We start from the raw sequence: 15,713 nt of genomic DNA on the forward strand, positions 1-15,713 counted from the left end.
CGACATGAACGACGACACAGACGGCAAAGATCCCTCCTCGCCAGAATCCGACAATCCCACCGACACCAGCCGTCGCCGTTTTCTCGGCGGTGTCGCCGTCCTGGGCGTGGGCGCCACGCTGGCAGGGTGCGGAAATGCCAGTGATCAGCCGGGCAAACCCGAGGAGCGCCCGCTCTCGCCTGCCGAGCTGGACAAGGCCCTGCGCGATCAGGTGAAGACCGTTGTGGTGATCTACGCCGAGAACCGCAGCTTCAATAACCTGTTCGGTGATTTCCCCGGTGTCGAAAAGCCGTTGTCGGCGCTCAAGCCTGCCGACTATCAACAGCGTGACCGCGACGGCAGCCTGCTGCAGACCCTGCCGCCAGCCTGGGGTGGTGTGTTGCAGATCGGCCCGCAGACTCTCGATGGCGTGACCTATCCCAGCGCGGTCCAGTTCCAGGAAAACCTGCCCAACGCGCCTTTCGCCCTCAAAGGCCCGAACGCCGAGGACTTGCCGCTCGGCCTGGTGACTCGCGACTTGTGGCACGTGTTCTATCAGAACCAGATGCAAATCAACGGAGGCAAGAACGACGGCTTCGTTGCCTGGGCCGACGCCGGTGGTCTGACCATGGGTCACTACGCCCAGAGTCGCTACTCCCTGCGCCTGTGGGACGTGGCCCAGGAATTTGTGCTGTGCGACAACTTCTTTCAGGGTGCATTCGGCGGCTCGTTCCTCAATCACCAATACCTGATCAGTGCCACTGCGCCGTTCTACCCGAACGTCGCCAGTTCGGTCGCCAAGAGCCAGATCGCTGCGCTGCAAAGCGACGACCCGGCCGACCCGCGCCTCAAGCCGCTGGAGCAATCCCCGGCCAGCGCCATGACCGGCCCGCCGCAGTTTGGCCCAAGCGCGCTGACCCCGGACGGTTACGGGGTCAATACCCTCGCCCCGCCCTACTGGCCGACGTGGATTCGCGACCCGGAGCGTCCGGCGTATTCCAAAGCCGATCTGCCAAACGTCCTGGTGCCCCAGACCCACGAACACATTGGCGACAAGCTGTCGAAGAAGAACGTCGACTGGGCGTGGTACGCCGGTGCCTGGCAAGCGACGCTGGATCAGTACAAGGATTCCGGCGGTATCCCGAAAATCCCCAACTTCCAGTACCACCACCAGCCGTTCAACTACTTCCAGCAGCAAGGTCCGGAGCATCCCGAAGAGCGCAGCAAACGCCTGCGCGACGCCGGTCTGGGCGATGAATCGAGCACCAACAAGTTCTTCGCCGATGCCGAAGCGGGCAAGTTGCCGGCCGTGAGCTTCTACAAACCCCAGGGCAACCTGAACATGCACGCCGGTTACGCCGACGTGGCCTCCGGCGACCGCCACATCGTCCGGGCCCTGAAAGTGCTGCGGGAAAGTCCACAGTGGAAAAACATGGTGGTGATCGTGACCGTCGATGAAAACGGCGGCTGGTGGGACCACGTCGCGCCGCCCAAGGGCGATCGCTGGGGGCCGGGTTCGCGAGTACCGGCGCTGGTGGTTTCACCGTTTGCCCGCAAAGGCACGGTGGATCACACGGTCTATGACACCGCTTCGATCCTGCGCCTGATCACCCGGGTGTTTCAGTTGGAGACTCTGGCGGGTATCAAGCAGCGTGACGATGCAATGACCGGCCGGGGTCAGAAGCCGATGGGCGACTTGACCAACGCCCTGCATTTCAAGGTCTGAGGACAGGTCCTGCGGTACAGCTCAAAAAACTGTGACTGACGGCTTCTCGCCATCACCCGGCTGATCCAATATGTGGCGCACCCGACCAACGGGGAACCCACGCTGAAAAGGATCTGAGCATGTTCAAACTCGCAGGACTTACCCTCGCTGCGCTCACGCTGAGCGCAGCCGCCCACGCCGATGTCGACCTGAAACTGGGCAGCACCGAGCGCGTCACCCGCCTCTTCGCCTATCCCAACAATTGCAGCGTGATCTGCTTTCGCAACTGGACGCTTGAGCAGACTGTCGCCCATTACCTGACTCAAAGTGTGCAGCGCGATGGTTATGCCAACGCCAAGGTGCTGGTGAAAACCGACAACCATCAGCTTTACGCCGAGATCAGCGGCGTGCCGAAAGGCTATGACAAGCCGCTGGCCGCGCTGCTGGATGCCGGCGACCTGGCCTACACCGGCGCCAGCAAGCTCAACGCCGATGGCAAATGGGCGTACAGCTGGTATCTGTTCCTGCCACTGGGCATGGCTCTGGAAAACCGTAAAAGCGTCGAACTGCTGCACTTCCCGCCGGATTACTCGCTGACCCAGGCCCAGGATTACCTGCGCTCCAACACCACCGACCGCTGGGCTGCGCTGCTGACCGACAACGGCATCCCCGCCGACCAGACGCCGGGCTATCAGACCATCATCGACATCGCGCCGATTGCCGCGCCCGCCAGCGCCGGCAAGGATCTGGAAGGGGTCTACGACTACTTCAAGGACTACCAGACCACCATGGTCAAGGAAGTCAGTCAGAACGCCAAAGGCGCCACTCTGCCGATGGTCGCTTTCGGCGCGCCAGTGCGTAACTGGATCAAACAGCAATACGGCGCGACCGTGAATGTACTGGGCCTGGCCACCATCAGCCCAAGCGCAGGCGTGAACGTGCCGGTGCTGGGTTCCAACCACCCGAGTTACATCTGGTACGCCGCCGACCCGGCCAACTACACCGGCGACGACGCACAGGCCAAGGCCGATGCGGCAGGTTTGAAAGTGATGGGGCAAGACTTGAGCGCAGCCTGCTGGCAGGCCGGGATGGGCAGCAAACCGGGCACCGATCCGAAAACCTTGCTGAACAGTTGCACCCAGACCTGGCAAGTGACGCAGAAAACCAAGACCTGCGAACTGTTCTACACCTCGATCCGTAACGAAACCGCAGCGCAGGCAGCGACCACCTGCTCGACCCCGACGATCAAGACTCAGCTGCAACAGCTGAACGGTCCGTTGCCGGCCATGGCAGCACCGGCTCCCCACCTCTGATCGAACGCATGAAGTTCCCGTGTCAGCCTTGGCTGACTCGGGAAAGCGTCTATTTCGCCTGTCAGATCTGACAGTAGACCGCTAGTGTCATTTACGGGATTCTTGGATTCAAAGCTCGGACTCAAGGACTGACAGGATGTCAGTCTCGGCAATCGCGACACCTGGCCGACAAGGAACGTTATGAACACTTACGCACTGCAAAGTGGCTCCCCTCGCGACACCGAGGGCATTTATCCCTTCGCCGGACTCCCGGTTCGCCTCGGATTCCCCTCCAGAGCTGACTTCGAAATTGTTCAAGGCAGCCACGCCATGTCCATCGCCGTCGTGGCGCGCCGGGAATTCCTGCGTATTACCCGAATGTGCCGGGTCTCGGGGCAATTGCTGCCTTACCGCTGCCGGCAGACCCGGCAACTGCAGCCCGGTATTCATATCTACGATCCGCGCTTTTTCGGACTGTTCGAACACTCGTGCGACCCGAACGTGTTTCTCGACATGAGCGAATTGTGGCTGTGGGCACTGCGGGACATTAAACCCGGCGACCGGCTGACCATGGATTACACCGCCACCGAGGACAAACTGCTCAGGCAGTTCGTCTGCGGTTGCGGGTCTTCACACTGTCGCGGGTGGATCGTCGGCTACGACGAATCCCCCAATCTTGAAGGCCAGCGCTATTTGCAGAGCTGGCGTCGGCAAGGTTTGCGCTGACCGGAGAGTTACTGCGCTTCTACCGGACGCAAACGGTATTGCGGCGGCAGTTGCTCGAAACCGCTGATGGTCGTGTTCAAGCTCTTCCAGCGGCCATCCTTGATGCCGTAGATGCAACCGTGGATCGACAGGCTCTGCCCGCGATGCCAGGCGTTCTGGATGATGCTGGTGTGAGCGACGTTGGCAACTTGCTGGATCACGTTGAGCTCGCACAGGCGATCGACCTGCTCTTCTTCGGTCGGCAACTTGGCCAGTTCTTCACGTTTTTCGTAATACAGATCGCGGATCGACCGCAGCCAGCCATCGATCAGACCGAACTGGCGATCCTGCATCGACGCCCGCACACCGCCGCAACCGTAGTGGCCGGTGACCAGAATGTGTTTGACCTTGAGCACGTCCACCGCGTACTGGATCACCGACAGGCAATTGAGGTCGGTGTGCAGTACCACGTTGGCAACATTACGGTGAACGAACAGATCACCCGGCAGCATGCCGACGATCTCGTTGGCCGGCACCCGCGCATCGGAGCAACCGATCCACAGATATTCCGGCGTTTGCTGGCGGGCCAGTTTGGCGAAGAAATCCGGGTCTTCCTTGGTAATCGCGTCAGCCCAACGCTCGTTGTTATCAATCAGGTCTTGTAAGTCATGCATGCTGTAAGGCCTCAAGAAAGATGCGCTGCTTTGACAGACAACCGTCCGTCGGGGTCACGAAAGGATCGCAAGTGATTTCGTTGGAATTCTCGTGTGCCCGGTGAGTCCACCTCAGTAAGGCCCACAGTATGAGGATTTGCCATGACTGATTCACGACGTCCCTTCGATGCGGTGCAGCCGGAGCCCATCGATGATAACGAAGACCGCATGGGATCGGTGCATGAGCTGGACTTCGACGACGAACAGCCCAGCGCAAGGATCGGCGACGAACTGACGGAAACCGAGCGTGAACAGTTGATGCCCCGCGAGCGGGTGCGTGAGGCGGGCCTGACCGGTGCTTCGGTATCTGACCACGAGCCGACCGACGATGATCTGAGCCCGGAAACCCTGATCCACGAGGACGGCGCGCGGGATGCGGACGAGCCAGGATCAGGCAATCAGGCGGATTGGGACTTGAGCATTGTCGATGAGGACGACATTGGCGGCGGGGACGGGCTGGATGAAGCGGAAATGGCACGGCGCGATCCGATGGATGGCAAGCGCGGATGACCTGAAAGAACGCCATCGCGGGTTGACCCGCGATGGCGATCAACGCTTAATCCACCAGGGTGCAGGCCATGACCACAGCGTCTTCACGCCCGCCCACCGCCGGGTAGTAATCCCGACGCCGGCCGATTTCGTTGAAGCCATAGCGCTCATACAAGCGAAAGGCCGAGGTGTTGCTGTCGCGCACTTCGAGGAAACATTCCCGGGCATCTGCGGCATAGGCGCGAGACATCAGGTGTTCGAGCAATGCCAGCCCAAGGCCCCGGCCCTGATTTTCCGGTTTGACCGTGATGTTGAGCAGGTGCGCCTCATCCAGAATGATCTGCACCACGCCATGTCCGACTTGTTGCTCACCTTCGAACATCAGCCAGATCTGGTATTTGCCCAGCCCGTCGAGAAAGATCCCGCGAGTCCAGGGATGGCTGTAGGCCGCGAATTCAATCTTCAGTACGGCATCCAGATCGGCTTCGATCATCGGGCGGAACGTTACAGCGTCACTCATTCGATTCTTTCCAGCGCGCCATCAGCCGACGCATGGCTTGCCACACGGCGGCCTTGCGCTGTGGCTCTTCCATCAACAGTTCAAGCCCCGGCACGGCCCACGCCAGGCCAAGACCCTCGATTTGCAATTCGCGGTTGAACGCTTCGGCATCCGCTTCGCCGGCAAATCGCACCGCCGGCAGGCCGATCAGCCACAGGCAGGCGCACGGCGCCGCCTCCATTTGAACCGACAGGAAACCCTGGACGAAATCCCGGGCCGCTTCGGGCCCCTGATCCATGGTGCCGCGCACCAGCAATGGCCAGCGCACCGGATCACCGACGATCTGCGGCGCATCCGGCAGACCGGCGGCGCGCAGCATGTCCTTGAGCAACAGATACGCCGGATCGCGGGACTGGAAAGAATCGCCTGTGGGTAACTCCACCAACAGCAGGCAACGACCGGCCCGCAGCAATTGCAGAGTAAAACGCGGTGGCGGGACCGGCGCCGGTTTGACCACCACAGGCGTTTCGTCGACTTCTTCCACCGGCTTGGCGCCCGTGCGGGTGCTGGCCAGCGAAGGTCGCGGGACCTCGATCTTCGGCCGTTCGACCGAACGCGCGGCAGGCTGCACCGGCGCATCGGCCTGCGGTGCAGGTGCCACGAACACCGGGACCTCAGGCTCGGGCTCGGCAACGTCCAGCAGCTCGGGCCGTGACGGCGCGGCAAAGGGCAATTCGGTGCGCGGCAGCCAGTTGACCACCTGCATGGCGTTCAAATAGGCGCGGCGGCGGGACTCGATTAGCAAGGGTCGGCCACTTGTGGATAACTGAAGTGCGCTGATTCTACCGCCCTTCGCTCAAGATCGCCCGCTGTTGATCGATAGTCTTGACCGATACCTTGACGCAAAGAAAAGCGACAGCCCGTCCCGAGAGTGAATCGCATCCCGCGTGATGCAGTACAATCGCGGCTTTTAATCGCCAACCAGCCGGCCATTCCGATGATCGAACCCAAGCGCGTCTTGCGCGCCCTCGCTGAACACTGGGCACTTCTGGAGCCACTGTGCGAGCACTTCGACCAAGGCACCCTGAGCCTCAACGAACTGCGCACGCAACTGGCCGCCCAACAACTGGACAGCACGCCGCAGGACATCACCAGTCTGCTCGACGTGTGGATTCGCCTCGACATTCTGGTGCCCGTGGCCAAAAGCCCGAACCGTTTCGAGCTGAACGCGCAGATTCACGACTTCCTCGCCTACCTGCGTCGGGAACACCGACTCGGCCTGTGCCTGGAAATCGAAGCTTATTTGCGTCACCTCGAGCGTCTGGCCGGTTACATCCAGGATGCGTTCGACATTCGCGATGGCAATGATCTGGCGCGTCAGTTGCGCCTGCTCGACATGCGCGTGCGCGACGTTCTGAAGAAACTCGACAACGACGAACAGGCGCTGGTGGCCGTGGCCGAGCGGGCCAAGACCAGCGACCGGCAGATTCCGCTGCGTCAGCGTTACGCCGAAGTACTGGCGACCTGGGACGAATACGTCGAGCCGATGATTGATCTGGTGAACGCCGACGGCGCCTTCGAACAAGGCGTACGCAAGGTCGAAACCGTGCTGCTGAAGATGCTCAGCGAACAGCAGCGCCTCGGCCATCTGGTCGATGACGACATGCTGCTGCGCACCCACGCGCGCATCCTCGAGATGCAGACCAGCGCCCAGCTGACCCTGCGTCACGCTCGCGAACTGCTGCTGCCGTTGCGTGAAGAAGCTCGCCGGCACAACGCCGTAACCCGTGGCGCCGCCCTCGCCCTTGCCGCGATCCGCCGCAAAGGCATCGACGCCGTACCGCAAGCCGCGATGCCGCTGTTCACCCGGCCGCAAAGCACCTTCCTTGGCAGCGCCAGTCAGGTTGAAGCCTACGTCTATGCCCTGGCCCGTTTCGAGCCGAAACCGGCGCGCTTCCCCAAGGCGCACAAGACACAGAAAGGCGAAGCCCCGCGCGCACCGCGCACCGTGCGCGAAATGGTCGACCGTTGCGAAGAATCCCTGCCAATGCCGGATCTGATGACCTGGCTGCTGGAGCAGGAACCGGACGGCGCGACCGACGAATTGCTTTACTGGTTCTCGCGCCTGTCGCGGGAAAAACGCTTCAAGCGCGAGCGTCTGGAACGCCGCGAATACCACACACACGAGCACCAGGTCAGCCTGCGCTCCTTCGCCCTGCTCTCGGCCGGCGACACCGCCGCCGAGGATTCTGCGAGCATCCCCAATGCATCTTGATCTTTCCGAACTGTCGCAACTCGCGCCGATCTTCCGCGAGCTGTTCAAGGGTTACCACGTCAGCCGCCGCGATCCGGAGCTGTACGCGCAACTGTCGAACTTCCAGGACCAGTACCGCACGCTGTTCAAGGCACTGGGTTTCGAACTGGTCTGCGACACCCGTGGTTTCTACTATTTCGTGCCGGACATGGCAGCAGCGGCGGTGAACAAGACCGCTCAGCGCCTGGCGCTGTTCACCTTCATCCTCGTCGAGCATCTGGCCGATCAGGGCCGCGATCCGATCGCTGTGCTCGACGGCGGCAGCCTCGGCCGCGAAGAATTGCCGTCGCTGCTGGAAAAGTACCGCGACCTGTTCATCCAGGCCGAAGTTCAGACCGTTGAAGAGCTCGAAGAAAAAATCATGCGCCGCATGACCCAGCTCGGTTTCGCTGGCGAAGAAAACGGCGTGTACCGCTTCCTGCCGCCGATGCACCGCTTCCTCGACGTCTGCCTGTCGGTTCAGCAGGACCGCGATCTGGCGGCCAGCGTGCACAGCGTGCTGCCGCTGCCGGCACCGGTGCTGATCGACGAAGAGGCCGAGGCCAAATTCCTCGAGACCGACGATCCACTCGATCTTTCCGAATTTGAGGAAGAGAGCGAAGAAGACGCACTGGCCCGCGCCATTGCCGAAGAACAGGAGTCCGACGCATGAGCCAGGAACGCTACGGCATCCGCCGCTTTGCCCTTTTGAACACCGCCGGTTACAGCCTCGGCCTGTTTCCGCTGGAAGAACCGCTATCGGTCTACGGCGCGAACAACCTGGGTAAATCCGCCTCGATCAACGCCTTGCAGTTCCCGATCCTGGCGCGCATGTCGGACATGAGTTTCGGCAAGTACAGCCTGGAACAATCCCGGCGTTTCTACTTTGCCTCCGACACCAGCTACATCCTCGTCGAAGTGAACCTGCCCCACGGCCCGCACGTGATCGGCGTGGTCGGTCGCGGCCCGGGTGGCGGTTTCGGTCACCAGTTCTTTGCCTACGCCGGCAAGCTTGATCTGGCGCACTACCAGAAAAACGACACCTGCCTGCGTCAGAAAGAACTGTTCAGCAACCTTGAGAAGGAAGGCCTGAAAGCCTACGAACTCAAGCCTGATGAACTGCGCCGTTTGCTGGTTGGCGGTCATACGTCGATCCCGCTGGATCTGACCCTGATCCCGCTGCGCTCCACCAGCGAGCAGAGCCTGAAGACTTTCCGCGCGCTGTTCATCAACCTGCTGCACATGCGCGAAATCACCGCAGCCAAGCTCAAGCAATTGTTCCTCGATGCCTTCGAACACAGCCTGCGTTCCGGCAGCGTCGATTACATTGCGGCGTGCGAAGAAGCTTTCCGCGACGTGCGTCGCATGGAACAGGACTACAACTCGCTGGTGGCGGCCGGCCCGCTGGTCGAAGCCTTGGCCAACGGCGTGAAACAGCGCGACGTGCTGCGCGGCAAGCTGCATCGCCTGTCGCCACTGCTCGATTCGTTGCTCGGCACCTGGTCGGATTACGCCGGTGCGCGCAAAGAAGAACTGGCGATCCAGGCCGAACATTACCGTCGCGAGCAGGACGACCTGCAAAACGATCAGCGCGGTGGCACCCAGGAGCTGATGCGTCTGGAGCGGGAAATCTCCGGCATTCAGCGCTGGCTCGGTGAGTTGTCGGTACTGAAAAACCGCTTTGCACTGGTCGATGACGTCAAGGTGCTGGAGCAGCAACTGCTGGCCGCCAAGGACGCTCACGATGAACTGGCCGGTGCGCTGGCGCAGTCCCGTCAATTCAGCGCCGAGGATCTCGAAGAACGTCTGCGGGATCTGGAAAAACGCCTGAAGTCGGTGAAACAGCAACTCGATCACGCCGACAACAACAGCTACGCCCGCCTGCGTGAAGAGTTCTCGCAACAGGACGTCGAACGCCTGATGCGTCTGTTCAACAGCGCGCTGTTCAGCCTGCCGCTGGGCGAACACGGCATCACCCTCGACGAGGACGGCGAGTGGGTCAAATCGGTCGAGCTGATCCTCGACGGCTTCAAGGGCGAGCGTTTCGAAGTGCCGGGCCTGTCGATCGACATCTCGCACATCGAGCCGCCGGCCCTGCAAGCGCTGGCCGACCGTGCCGCGCTACGCGATCAGAAAGAGCGTCTGGAAAAAGAACTCAAGCAACTGAAAACCCAGCAAGCCGTGGCCGCCGACCGCGCCGCGAGCAAGACCCAGACCGAAGCGCTGTACCAGCAGGTGCTGGATGCGCAGAAAGCTTTGGAAGACTTCCGCCGCACCCAGACCCTGAGCGCCGAAGAAGGTGACAAGCTGGAGCAACTGGCGCAGATGGAAGCCGCGCAGGACGAACTCAAGCGTTCCAGCGATGCGTTCACCGAGCGCGTCCAGCAACTGTCGGCCAAGCTGCAACTGGTCGGCCGGCAGATCGCCGACATGGAAGCCAAGCAACGCACCCTCGACGATGCCCTGCGTCGCCGTCAGTTGCTACCGGCGGATCTGCCATTCGGCACGCCGTTCATGGATCCGGTCGACGATTCGATGGACAACCTGCTGCCGCTGCTCAACGACTATCAGGACAGCTGGCAAGGCTTGCTGCGTGCCGATGGCCAGATCGAAGCGCTGTACGCGCAAGTGCGCCTCAAAGGCGTGGCCAAGTTCGACAGCGAAGACGACATGGAGCGCCGTCTGTCGTTGCTGATCAACGCTTACGCGCACCGTACCGACGAAGCCCTGACCCTCGGCAAGGCGCGTCGCGCAGCCGTGACCGATATCGCGCGGACCCTGCGCAATATCCGCAGCGACTACGACAGCCTCGAGCACCAACTGGCGCTGTTCAACCGCGAGATCAACAAGCGTCAGGTCTCCAACCTGCAGAGCTTCCGCATCGTGCTCGCGCCGAACAAGGAAGCGCTCAAGCACATCGACCAGATCATCCACAGCGCCGGTCAGTACGAAGAAGGCGAAACCCTGTCGGTGTTCGACCTGAGCCAGAGCGCGGAACAGGACAACAAGAACGAAGATGCCAAGGAATACCTGGCACGTCTGGTGGCGGCGAACCACAACCAGCTCGGCCTCAAGGACTTGTTCGAACTGGCGTTCGAGATCACCAAGGTCAACGGCCAGCCGGTGATCCACACCGACATCGATGGCGCGGCGTCCAACGGCACCACGATGACCATCAAGGCGCTGACCAACATGTACTTGTTGCTGCACTTGATGGACCGCGACCTGGCCGGTCGCGTGCGCCTGCCGTACTACCTCGACGAGGCGGCGGACATCGACGAGAAGAACCAGGCAGCATTGCTGGAAACCAGCCTGCAACTGGGCTTCGTGCCGATTCTGGCGAGCGTGAAGCCGCAGGTCTGCGCCAGTGTCGCCATCGACCTGGAAGGCGGCAGCGGCCCGGCCGGCATCTACATCGACGAGGCGGACTGGAAATACATCCGCCGTCACGATGTGGTGAAAGCCACCATCAATGTCGAAGCGGACGAGCCGGAGCTGGATGCGGTTTGATGCTTAACTGACGGGCACAAAAAAGGGCCGCGATCCAATGGATCGCGGCCCTTTTTCATGGGCTCGGGATTATTTGCCGAGGGGGATTTTCGGCGCCCAGGTCAGCCATTCGTCTTCGAACTTGTCGAACAGCGCGAAGGTCTGTTCAGCCCGAGCCGGGTTGCCCATGCGCTCACCGTCCGGCGTGGCGAAGGCGATACCGCCCTGAATCGCTGTCTCCAAAGACTCAGTGCGTACCGTCACGCCCTTGAACAGGCCGATATCGAATCCGACACCGCTGGTGTTCCAGAAGCGGCTACCGCTACGTACCAGTGGCACGTACTTCGGCTCGATCAGGATGTGCACCAGTACCCGATCGGCAGTCTGTCCCAGTTCATAACCGGTGACTTTACCCACGGTGATTTCGCGGTAAGTCACTGGCACACCCGGTTTGAGCGAACCGCGACGAGCGGCGCTCAAGACCAGGCTCAAGCCTGCTTCCTGCTTGGCCAACTCTGGCGGATTGTCCAACGCCACGAAGTTCTTCTGCGGGCCGAGGTTCTTGGCCGCCGGTTGCACTTCGAGATATTGGCCGGTCACCAGGGTTTCCAGGTTCGAGGTTTTGATCAGCCCCAACTCCGGTTTGACCACCCAGAACTGACTGCCGACCCGAGCAATCTTCTCCGGCACTTCTGTGATGCGCGCGGTGAGGATCACCGATTGCAGGTCATCGGTCAGGTCGACGCTTTCGATCTTGCCCACATCCAGGCCTTTGAAGCGAATCGGCGTGCCGCTGCGCAAACCGTCGGCACGGTCGACCTTGATGGTGACCACCGCGCCCTTCTGATTCGCGTCATCATGATTGGCGAACAGACGGAAGCGCGGAATGCGCTTCTGCAGCGGAGCCTTGGCTTGCGGCGTTTCGAAGGCGATGCCGCCGGCCATCAGGGTCTGCAACGACTCGCTCTTGACCTGAATGCCGCCGGTCAAGCCACCGGTCAACGTGACACCGCTGACGTTCCAGAACCGGGTCGAGGCGTTGACCAGGTTTTCGTATTCCTTCTCGATGTGGACGCCGATCACCAGTTGCTTCCGGGTCTTGGAGAATTGATAGCTCTGCACCGAACCGACCTTGACCTGCTTGTAGAGGATCGGGCTGCCAACATCGATCGAGCCGAGCGTGTCGGTGAACAGCACCAGGTGCAGACCCGGTGAGCGGAGGTCCAGCGGCGGCGCTTTCGGCCGGGCTTCGAACTCACGCTGCGGAGCGCCGCCCTTGTCGCCTGGGCGCACGGCGATGTAGTTACCTTTGACCAACGCTTCCAGACCGGTGATGCCGGCCAGGGAAATCGACGGTTTGACCACCCAGAACTGGGTGCCGGTGACCAGATATTCTTCAGCCAGAGGATCGAGGGTCAATTCAGCGGTGGCGCTGGACAAGTCCGGATCGATCTTCAGCGCTTTCAGGTTACCGACCTGAATGCCCTTGTACATCACCGGCGTACGACCGGCCTGCAAACCTTCGAAATCGCTGAGTTTGACCTTCACGCGGATGCCGGCGGCGGCCGCATCGAAGTCTTCGTAGAGGCGGAACGGCAGGCTCGGATCGGTCGGCGGGCTGTCCTTGCGGTTCTCCGGCGTAGCGAAGGCAATACCGCCGGCGACGATGCTGGCCAGGGACTCGCTGCGCACTTTCACCCCGGACAGGTTGGCGTCGATGCTGATGCCGCTGGCGTTCCAGAAGCGCGTATGTTTGCGCACCAGTTTGGCGTAGGTCGGCTCGATGAACACTTTGAGTTCGACAGTGCTCTGGTCTTCCGACAGCACGTAACTCTTGATCTGGCCAACCTTGATCTGCTTGTAGAACACGGGGCTGCCACGGTTCAGCGAACCCAGGCGATCCGCCTTGATCGTCAGGTGCAGGCCGGGTTTGGAGTCCGACAGCGGCGGCTCTTCGGCCAGGGCCTTGAACTTGCGGGTCGGCTCGCCTTCACCCGGGCTGATCGCGACATAGTTACCTGATACCAGGGTTTCCAGACCGGTGATACCAGCCAGTGTCACACTCGGTTTGACCAGCCAGAAGCGGGTACTGGTCTTCAGGTATTGATCGACATCCTTGTTCATTTCGATGGTGGCGATCACGCCTTTGGTGCCGCCTTCGTCGTCGAGCTTGAGGGCTTTGACCTTGCCGACTGGCATGCCTTTGTAGACCACTTCGGTCTTGTTGGCCTGGATACCTTCACCGCTTTCGAAGCGCACCTGAATCTCGATGCCGGTTTCGTTGTAGGCACGCCATCCCAGCCAGCCGCCGATGATCAGGGCAATCAGGGGCAGTACCCAAATGGCAGACCAGTTCGAAGCCGGTCGGGTTTTCGCTACAGGCAAATCAGTCATGGTCGGCGTCCGACTCCGTGTTATCCCAAATCAGTCGGGGATCGAAAGTGACAGCGGCGAGCATCGTCAGAATCACCACACTGGCGAAGGCGATGGCGCCAAGATTGGCTTCGACGCTGGCAAGCCGGCCGAAGTTGACGACCGCCACCAGAATGGCGATCACGAAAATATCGAGCATGGACCAGCGGCCGATGAACTCGATGAAACGGTACATCCAGATCCGCTGGCGCGCGGACAAGGGCTGGCGGCGCTGCACCGAAAACAGCAACAGCGCGATACCCACCAGTTTGAATGTCGGCACCAGGATACTGGCGATGAACACCACGGCAGCGATCGGAATCATGCCGTGCTGCACCAACTGGATCACACCGGACATGATCGTGCTCGGATCACCCTGGCCCAGAGAGCTGACTGTCATGATCGGCAGTACGTTGGCCGGGATGTAGATAATCGCCGCAGTGATCAGCAACGCCCAGGTTCGGGCGAGACTGTTCGGACGCCTTGCATGAACCAGCGCACCGCATCGGGTGCAGGTCTGAACATCGCATTCGGTATCCTGCCTGTTCAGTTCGTGGCATTCAGCACAGATCAGAATGCCTGCATCAATCGCCCGCATGGGCATCCTCTCCTGATAACGCCTGCCAGATCTGGTGCGGTGACATCACCACTTCGAGCCAGACCTGAACCAGTAACAAGCCGATGAAACACGCCAGACCGAGACCCACGGTGATAGCCGCCATGTCCGCCAGTTTGACGATCGCGACCAGGACGCCCATGAGGTAGACCTCGAGCATGCCCCAGTCTTTGAGGTGGTGATAAATGCGGTAGAGCAACAGGCCGTAGCTACGACCGATGTTGAAACGGATCGTCAGCAACACCATCAACTGACACAGCAGTTTCAGCAGTGGAATCGCCATGCTGCACAGGAATACGACGACTGAGACACCGCGCATATCGGTATTGAACAGGCCGATAACACCGCTCCAGACAGTGTCCTGCGACGATTGCCCCAAAACATTGAGCTGCATGATGGGTAAAAAGTTCGCCGGCACGTAGAGCAGCAGTGCGGCAATGACCAGGGCTAGACTGCGCTGCACCACGTTATGGCGGTGGGCGTACAGTTCGTAGCCACAACGTGGGCAGAGGGCTTTTTCACCGTGGGCAAGCTTGGGCTTGCGCATCAGCAGATCGCACTCATGACAGGCCACCAAGTCATCCAGCGGTAATTCTGACAGCCCGGGGGCGTCAACCGAATCTGACATAAGGGCTCTGACTCCGAAAAAGTTGGGATCTATTCTAGTGTTCTGATTCGAAAATAACTGTGCAAATTTGTTCGCTGACGCGAGCAAAAACTTTCCTGCGGGCAAAACAAAACCCCAACTGCTTTCGCAATTGGGGTTTCGGAATTTAATCTTGACGATGACCTACTCTCACATGGGGAAACCCCACACTACCATCGGCGATGCATCGTTTCACTTCTGAGTTCGGGATGGGATCAGGTGGTTCCAACGCTCTATGGTCGTCAAGAAATTCGGGTACTGAGTCGTGGCCAGACGGCCTCGCTTCAGCAAATTGGGTATGGGATAGTTTTCGGTGTTTTGTGCTGCCTTTTTAGGTGCAGTCGAACTTTCGGTTCGTTTCGTCTTCACACACCGCAATCTGGTTGCTCTGGTTTAGAGAGCCGACGCAAATTGCTTGGGTGTTATATGGTCAAGCCTCACGGGCAATTAGTATTGGTTAGCTCAACGCCTCACAGCGCTTACACACCCAACCTATCAACGTCGTAGTCTTCGACGGCCCTTCAGGGAACTCAAGGTTCCAGTGAGATCTCATCTTGAGGCAAGTTTCCCGCTTAGATGCTTTCAGCGGTTATCTTTTCCGAACATAGCTACCCGGCAATGCCACTGGCGTGACAACCGGAACACCAGAGGTTCGTCCACTCCGGTCCTCTCGTACTAGGAGCAGCCCCTCTCAAATCTCAAACGTCCACGGCAGATAGGGACCGAACTGTCTCACGACGTTCTAAACCCAGCTCGCGTACCACTTTAAATGGCGAACAGCCATACCCTTGGGACCGGCTTCAGCCCCAGGATGTGATGAGCCGACATCGAGGTGCCAAACACCGCCGTCGATATGAACTCTTGGGCGGTATCAG

13 protein-coding genes and 2 rRNA genes (1 of these 15 only partly in view) are annotated in these 15,713 nt (G+C 60.4%); 7 read left to right on the top strand and 8 right to left on the bottom strand.

Annotated elements, in window-relative coordinates; all coding sequences use genetic code 11:
- The first annotated feature begins 4 nt into the window (after positions 1-4).
- The 3 genes from IF199_RS25390 to IF199_RS25400 all read left to right on the top strand — a co-directional run bounded on the left by IF199_RS25390 (position 5) and on the right by IF199_RS25400 (position 3,702).
- Entirely contained in the window at positions 5-1,705 is a 1,701-nt protein-coding gene (locus IF199_RS25390) for an acid phosphatase (protein WP_192558993.1), read from the top strand.
- 119 nt (positions 1,706-1,824) lie between these two features.
- A complete protein-coding gene (locus IF199_RS25395; RefSeq protein WP_192558994.1) occupies positions 1,825-2,997 on the top strand; it encodes a hypothetical protein in 1,173 nt (390 codons plus the stop codon).
- Between the two features lie 180 nt (positions 2,998-3,177).
- A complete protein-coding gene (locus IF199_RS25400; RefSeq protein WP_096822673.1) occupies positions 3,178-3,702 on the top strand; it encodes an SET domain-containing protein-lysine N-methyltransferase in 525 nt (174 codons plus the stop codon).
- Between the two features lie 8 nt (positions 3,703-3,710).
- On the opposite strand, the gene can is transcribed toward IF199_RS25400, so the two are convergent.
- Complete coding sequence (gene can, locus IF199_RS25405) at positions 3,711-4,355, bottom strand: carbonate dehydratase (protein ID WP_096822671.1); 645 nt, start codon at positions 4,353-4,355, stop codon at positions 3,711-3,713.
- Between the two features lie 141 nt (positions 4,356-4,496).
- On the opposite strand from can, the gene IF199_RS25410 reads away from it, so the two are divergent.
- Positions 4,497-4,904 (top strand): serine kinase/phosphatase, encoded by a 408-nt coding sequence (locus IF199_RS25410; protein WP_096822670.1) that lies wholly within the window; start codon positions 4,497-4,499, stop codon positions 4,902-4,904.
- Between the two features lie 46 nt (positions 4,905-4,950).
- On the opposite strand, the gene rimI is transcribed toward IF199_RS25410, so the two are convergent.
- The gene (gene rimI / locus IF199_RS25415) at positions 4,951-5,403 is read right to left on the bottom strand and encodes a ribosomal protein S18-alanine N-acetyltransferase (RefSeq protein ID WP_192558995.1); all 453 of its coding nucleotides are present in this window, start codon (positions 5,401-5,403) and stop codon (positions 4,951-4,953) included.
- The gene (locus tag IF199_RS25420) at positions 5,396-6,148 is read right to left on the bottom strand and encodes an energy transducer TonB (RefSeq protein ID WP_192561007.1); all 753 of its coding nucleotides are present in this window, start codon (positions 6,146-6,148) and stop codon (positions 5,396-5,398) included. Before IF199_RS25420 ends, rimI begins: the two co-directional genes overlap by 8 nt.
- A gap of 231 nt (positions 6,149-6,379) precedes the next feature.
- Between IF199_RS25420 and mksB the strand changes: the two genes are divergently transcribed.
- From mksB to mksF, 3 genes are read left to right on the top strand one after another with little or no spacing between them, the layout of a single operon-like run.
- On the top strand, positions 6,380-7,657 hold the full coding sequence (gene mksB, locus IF199_RS25425; protein ID WP_192558996.1) for an Mks condensin complex protein MksB: 1,278 nt from the start codon (positions 6,380-6,382) through the stop codon (positions 7,655-7,657).
- Positions 7,647-8,348, top strand: coding sequence for an Mks condensin complex protein MksE (gene mksE / locus IF199_RS25430; protein WP_096822662.1), 702 nt, complete (start codon positions 7,647-7,649; stop codon positions 8,346-8,348). The genes mksB and mksE overlap by 11 nt, the downstream gene beginning before the upstream one ends.
- Complete coding sequence (gene mksF / locus IF199_RS25435) at positions 8,345-11,185, top strand: Mks condensin complex protein MksF (protein ID WP_192558997.1); 2,841 nt, start codon at positions 8,345-8,347, stop codon at positions 11,183-11,185. The genes mksE and mksF overlap by 4 nt, the downstream gene beginning before the upstream one ends.
- A gap of 69 nt (positions 11,186-11,254) precedes the next feature.
- Here mksF and IF199_RS25440 read toward each other — a convergent pair whose 3' ends face one another.
- The 5 genes from IF199_RS25440 to IF199_RS25460 form a co-directional block, all read right to left on the bottom strand.
- Entirely contained in the window at positions 11,255-13,558 is a 2,304-nt protein-coding gene (locus tag IF199_RS25440; protein WP_192558998.1) for a PqiB family protein, read from the bottom strand.
- Complete coding sequence (locus IF199_RS25445; protein WP_192558999.1) at positions 13,551-14,174, bottom strand: paraquat-inducible protein A; 624 nt, start codon at positions 14,172-14,174, stop codon at positions 13,551-13,553. Before IF199_RS25445 ends, IF199_RS25440 begins: the two co-directional genes overlap by 8 nt.
- Positions 14,161-14,820 (bottom strand): paraquat-inducible protein A, encoded by a 660-nt coding sequence (locus IF199_RS25450; protein WP_096822658.1) that lies wholly within the window; start codon positions 14,818-14,820, stop codon positions 14,161-14,163. Before IF199_RS25450 ends, IF199_RS25445 begins: the two co-directional genes overlap by 14 nt.
- Before the next feature lie 149 nt (positions 14,821-14,969).
- Positions 14,970-15,085, bottom strand: a 5S ribosomal RNA gene (gene rrf, locus IF199_RS25455).
- A 179-nt stretch (positions 15,086-15,264) separates the two neighbouring features.
- A 23S ribosomal RNA gene (locus IF199_RS25460) occupies positions 15,265-15,713 on the bottom strand; it runs 2,442 nt beyond the window's last position.

It is taken from the genome of Pseudomonas allokribbensis, assembly GCF_014863605.1.
Taxonomy (GTDB): Bacteria; Pseudomonadota; Gammaproteobacteria; order Pseudomonadales; family Pseudomonadaceae; genus Aquipseudomonas; species Aquipseudomonas allokribbensis.